Here is a 2656-nt window from a genome sequence, read left to right as displayed (position 1 = left end):
CGGTCTCGGCGCGGCGGGCGGTGAACAGAGTCTTCATAAGAAAGGTCTCCTTGGGCTGAGCGCGGTCAGTGCGCCCAAGCCAAGGTTGGCTCTTCGGGATTCTCCGGAGCAAACAAACTCTACGGAACAGAGTACGTTTAAGCGCATTTTAAGAGTTGGGCTTCAAGCGTGTGCGATTCGGTGAACCCTTGTCCCGCTAATGGGACAAGCTACGGAAATTACTCCGACATTTTGCCACTAGATGTCCCGAATTCGGGACGTGGCTCGCGATCGGGCAAAAACCGATTCGATCATCCGCCTCTACAGGCCTATAACCGCCTGTTAACGACAACACCGCTCGGCAGGATCTGAGAGGTTGGGACGATTCATTCGTCACCAGGGGGCAACGAGGCGTTAATGGAACACGGAAGCCGAGAGTGGAGCTGGAATGTCTCTGAAGGCTATTTTCGCCTTATAACTGAGTGCATTCGCCTCTTCTCGAATAGCAGGATGGAATTCTCCGGGCTCGAAAAAATTATCGACACCCGCTCTGCTAGTGCGAGCGAGTTGCATAAACTCTATCGACCTGAAGACATGAAGAAGCACCTTGAGATCATCCCCACCGACGGGAGCGTCCCGCTCAAGGTTACGATTCTCGAATCCAGCTATGACGCCATCGACGATTCTATTCCATCGTTAGAAGAAGTTTTGGGCGACAGCGTTAGTTTCGCTAATGCTATATCTCTTCTCCTCTTTGACCTTGTTGTTGAGGAGAATAGAACTGAGTTCGTAACGAAGTTTAACCTGTCGATGCTTGACGCGAAAGCGTATAAGGGCGCCGCAAAGCGCGCAGACGGAAAGGTTGTACCTATCCGTTAGCCGCTTTGGCTTCATCCACAGCTCATTTTAGGTTGCAAAATGGGACGCTGAATGGTTACTTTTCCCTGTCCTGAACAGGGGGTTTCGTATGCAGTTAGTACCCACTGCGGAGCGATCCGCGGACGAGTGCGGCAGCGCAGAAGTCGAGTACGCCGACTTCTTGGGCGCCATTATCAAAGAACGAAGGCTGAGCTATCGGGATATCGAGGCAGCATCGGGGCGGAGGCTGACAAAGAGCCGTCTTGGAAGGATCTTCAATGAGGACAGATCCAAGCGGTCGCCTATCAAACTGCAGGAGGTTTACGTGCTCCTGAGTGTCCTCCAGGTGGAATACTACCAAGCCGCGTTGTCGATCGAGTTGATCCGGCAGTATCCGCAGGCGGAGCACGACACGTACACGAATATCGCTATGATGGTCTCGAATGCACTTCGTGGACTACCGGAAAAGATATTCGACCTTTTGGCGATGATAGACGGCTTAGAAGCGTCCGATATTTATCCGACGCACGGTAGGCACATCCAACAGGTGGTACTGGAGCGGTTAGAATTGGATTATCGTGGATACGCACAGAGGAAAGACGAGCGCATCGGGCTCAGTGCCGTATCCAATTTTTGATTAGCAAGGGTCGCAACCCAATTAAGCTCGCGAGATAAGCGTAATTGGCTCCGCGAGCCGGCCGTTGAGCGATAGCTCCGGTCTCCATCTCCGAAATCATTGCGGACATTTTTACCCCAAGTAGGCTGCTTGAAAGCCCGAGGGCGGGGCCGCCTCGCAATACCCGAAAGCACGAGGAATGGGATTCGGGGCAAGCTGGCAAGCCAGATCAGGCCGATAGGCGTGGTTTCGGAACACCTCAGATTTGCTTTCTATATAATGCTATAACCCATTGATATTAAAACTAATGCGGAGACGTGATGCCCGATAGCACGAGGGTTCTGAATGGCTCTCAGGGATCTGGGTAAAGCCCTCATAGGTGGCTGGTAGGGGCATCGGCAGCTCTGTTCGCGCGCGAATCGGGGGCTTCCCGCTCGTCCCAGCAGCTGGGACGCTTCAAACGGGCGGCGGCCGCAACCACGCGATACCTGAAAGCACGAGGATCGCGATAGACGCGCTACCCGAAAGCACGAGCCCGGATCGACGAGATACCCGAAAGCACGAGCTTTTTCGGGATGGGATACCCGATAGCACGAACCAAGAGCGCAGACCGGCCGCAGACTCGGTGTCTATCGTCATCGAGAGCCTAGGTGGCGGTCCGAAGTGACCGACTTCAGGGGCTGATTGAAACCAGGAGACCCGAGCAGAGCGAAACCAGCGGCCAAGGGCCGTTAAGGTTAGATCGATCTGAAGGCGCTGAAACAAGCTAGTCTTCAGACACCGCGAACAAACGAACGCAAATTGCGCCAATCTTTGCGCCACGGCTTTCGTTTGCCTGCACGGGCTCCGCTACTGGAGAACCGAACGATGGCTCGTGCCGTAAACCCTGGAAGGGGCCTGCGCAAGTTTGACCAAGCTTCCGCAATGGCGGACGCATACAGCGAGCGGTTCGATAGCCTTAGGATGGATGCGTCGCCTGGAAAGGTGCTGCTCGCTCTCAAGCGATCCGCTAGCTACCAGCGGTTTCCACTTCGGGTCATCACATTGATCGACCTGCTTTTTTCCTGGACGAAGCCGCAGGACTGGCAATCGGGCGGCTCACCAATCGTATGGCCGAGCAACGCGCTCTTGGCAGAAAAGCTCGGCATCGGTGTCCGGCAGGTCCAGAACATCCTCAAACAGGCGCAGCAGCTCGGGCTGATG

At 54.8% G+C, this 2656-nt stretch carries 3 protein-coding genes; all 3 read left to right on the top strand.

Translation table 11 applies throughout. From position 1 onward, the window contains the following. Positions 1–489: 489 nt before the first annotated feature. On the top strand, positions 490–858 hold the full coding sequence (locus Q0072_RS09825) for a hypothetical protein (protein WP_298329152.1): 369 nt from the start codon (positions 490–492) through the stop codon (positions 856–858). Positions 859–946: 88 nt separating this feature from the next. Continuing rightward, positions 947–1474 (top strand): hypothetical protein, encoded by a 528-nt coding sequence (locus Q0072_RS09820; RefSeq protein ID WP_298329148.1) that lies wholly within the window; start codon positions 947–949, stop codon positions 1472–1474. Between the two features lie 846 nt (positions 1475–2320). Then, a partial coding sequence (locus Q0072_RS09815) for a helix-turn-helix domain-containing protein (protein WP_298329145.1) occupies positions 2321–2656 on the top strand: 336 nt, incomplete at its 3' end.

This window comes from Asticcacaulis sp., from assembly GCF_027484505.1.
In the GTDB taxonomy this organism is placed as follows: Bacteria; Pseudomonadota; Alphaproteobacteria; order Caulobacterales; family Caulobacteraceae; genus Asticcacaulis.
This window is presented reverse-complemented; position numbering and strand designations above follow the sequence as displayed.